The organism is Aeromonas sp. EERV15, from assembly GCF_900079845.1.
GTDB classification, from domain to species: domain Bacteria; phylum Pseudomonadota; class Gammaproteobacteria; order Enterobacterales; family Aeromonadaceae; genus Aeromonas; species Aeromonas sobria.
On record NZ_FKKY02000042.1, the window covers coordinates 1 to 2,945 of the forward strand.

General features: G+C 52.6%; 1 rRNA gene. It reads right to left on the reverse strand.

The features are described 5' to 3' along the window. Nucleotides 1-22 precede the first annotated feature (22 nt). Nucleotides 23-2,912 (reverse strand): 23S ribosomal RNA (locus BN4575_RS20260). Between the last annotated feature and the right edge of the window lie 33 nt (nucleotides 2,913-2,945).

The window sequence follows — 2,945 nt, forward strand, 5'->3', positions numbered from 1 at the left end:
CAGAACACTTCTTGGGTGTTGTATGGTTAAGCCTCACGGGTAATTAGTATGGGTTAGCTCAACACGTCGCCGCGCTTACACACCCCACCTATCAACGTTGTGGTCTCCAACGGCCCTTTAGGACCCTCAAGGGGTCAGGGATGACTCATCTCAGGGCTCGCTTCCCGCTTAGATGCTTTCAGCGGTTATCGATTCCGAACTTAGCTACCGGGCAGTGCCACTGGCGTGACAACCCGAACACCAGAGGTTCGTTCACTCCGGTCCTCTCGTACTAGGAGCAACTCCCTTCAATCATCCAACGCCCACGGCAGATAGGGACCGAACTGTCTCACGACGTTCTGAACCCAGCTCGCGTACCACTTTAAATGGCGAACAGCCATACCCTTGGGACCGACTTCAGCCCCAGGATGTGATGAGCCGACATCGAGGTGCCAAACACCGCCGTCGATATGAACTCTTGGGCGGTATCAGCCTGTTATCCCCGGAGTACCTTTTATCCGTTGAGCGATGGCCCTTCCATTCAGAACCACCGGATCACTATGACCTACTTTCGTACCTGCTCGACCTGTCCGTCTCGCAGTTAAGCTGGCTTATGCCATTGCACTAACCTCCTGATGTCCGACCAGGATTAGCCAACCTTCGTGCTCCTCCGTTACTCTTTGGGAGGAGACCGCCCCAGTCAAACTACCCACCAGGCACTGTCCGCGAGCCCGATTCAGGGCCCTGCGTTAGAACATCAAACATACAAGGGTGGTATTTCAAGGACGGCTCCACGACAACTAGCGTTATCGCTTCAAAGCCTCCCACCTATCCTACACATGTAGGTTCAATGTTCAGTGCCAAGCTGTAGTAAAGGTTCACGGGGTCTTTCCGTCTAGCCGCGGGTACACCGCATCTTCACGGCGAATTCGATTTCACTGAGTCTCGGGTGGAGACAGCATGGCCATGGTTACACCATTCGTGCAGGTCGGAACTTACCCGACAAGGAATTTCGCTACCTTAGGACCGTTATAGTTACGGCCGCCGTTTACCGGGGCTTCGATCAAGAGCTTCGCTTGCGCTAACCCCATCAATTAACCTTCCGGCACCGGGCAGGTGTCACACCCTATACGTCCACTTTCGTGTTTGCAGAGTGCTGTGTTTTTGATAAACAGTCCCAGCCATCTGGTCACTGCGACTCCCAACTGCTCCATCCGCAAGGGACTTCACTGTCAAGAGCGAACCTTCTCCCGAAGTTACGGTTCTATTTTGCCTAGTTCCTTCACCCGAGTTCTCTCAAGCGCCTTGGTATTCTCTACCCGACCACCTGTGTCGGTTTGGGGTACGATGACTTGTAATCTGAAGCTTAGAGGCTTTTCCTGGAAGCATGGCATCAATGGCTTCCGCACCGTAGTGCGTTCGTCTCGTGTCTCAGCGTTGTATCTCCGGATTTGCCTAGAAATACCGCCTACGCACTTTCACCAGGACAACCGTCGCCTGGCCCACCTAGCCTTCTCCGTCCCCCCATCGCAATTACAAGTCGTGCAGGAATATTAACCTGCTTCCCATCGATTACGCCTTTCGGCCTCACCTTAGGGGTCGACTCACCCTGCCCCGATTAACGTTGGACAGGAACCCTTGGTCTTCCGGCGAGGAGGTTTTTCACCCCCTTTATCGTTACTTACGTCAGCATTCGCACTTCTGATATCTCCAGCATACCTCTCGATACACCTTCGCAGACTTACAGAACGCTCCCCTACCACTCAATCATAAGATTGAATCCGCAGCTTCGGTGCCTGGTTTGAGCCCCGTTACATCTTCCGCGCAGGCCGACTCGACTAGTGAGCTATTACGCTTTCTTTAAATGATGGCTGCTTCTAAGCCAACATCCTAGCTGTCTGAGCCTTCCCACATCGTTTCCCACTTAACCAGAACTTTGGGACCTTAGCTGGCGGTCTGGGTTGTTTCCCTCTTCACGACGGACGTTAGCACCCGCCGTGTGTCTCCCGGATATTACTTACTGGTATTCGGAGTTTGCATGGAGTTGGTAAGTCGGGATGACCCCCTAGTCCAAACAGTGCTCTACCCCCAGTAGTATTCGTCCGAGGCGCTACCTAAATAGCTTTCGGGGAGAACCAGCTATCTCCGAGTTTGATTGGCCTTTCACCCCCAGCCACAGGTCATCCCCTAACTTTGCAACGTTAGTGGGTTCGGTCCTCCAGTTGATGTTACTCAACCTTCAACCTGCCCATGGCTAGATCACCCGGTTTCGGGTCTACACCTTGCAACTAGACGCCCAGTTAAGACTCGGTTTCCCTACGGCTCCCCTATACGGTTAACCTCGCTACAAAATGTAAGTCGCTGACCCATTATACAAAAGGTACGCAGTCACCCCGAAGGGCTCCCACTGCTTGTACGTACACGGTTTCAGGTTCTATTTCACTCCCCTCACAGGGGTTCTTTTCGCCTTTCCCTCACGGTACTGGTTCACTATCGGTCAGTCAGGAGTATTTAGCCTTGGAGGATGGTCCCCCCATATTCAGACAGGATGTCACGTGTCCCGCCCTACTCGATTTCACTTCAAGGTCGTTTTCATGTACGGGGCTATCACCCTGTATCGCTGGCCTTTCCAGGACCATTCCACTAACTTCCAAGAAACTTAAGGGCTAATCCCCGTTCGCTCGCCGCTACTAAGGGAATCTCGGTTGATTTCTTTTCCTCGGGGTACTTAGATGTTTCAGTTCTCCCGGTTCGCCTCGTTAAGCTATGTATTCACTTAACGATACCCAGCTTATGCTGGGTGGGTTTCCCCATTCGGAAATCTGTGAGTAATAGCGTCTCTTACCGACTTCTCACAGCTTATCGCAGGTTAGTACGTCCTTCATCGCCTCTGACTGCCAAGGCATCCACCATGTACGCTTAGTCACTTAACCATACAACCCCAAGAAGTGTCGTCGAAACAACGC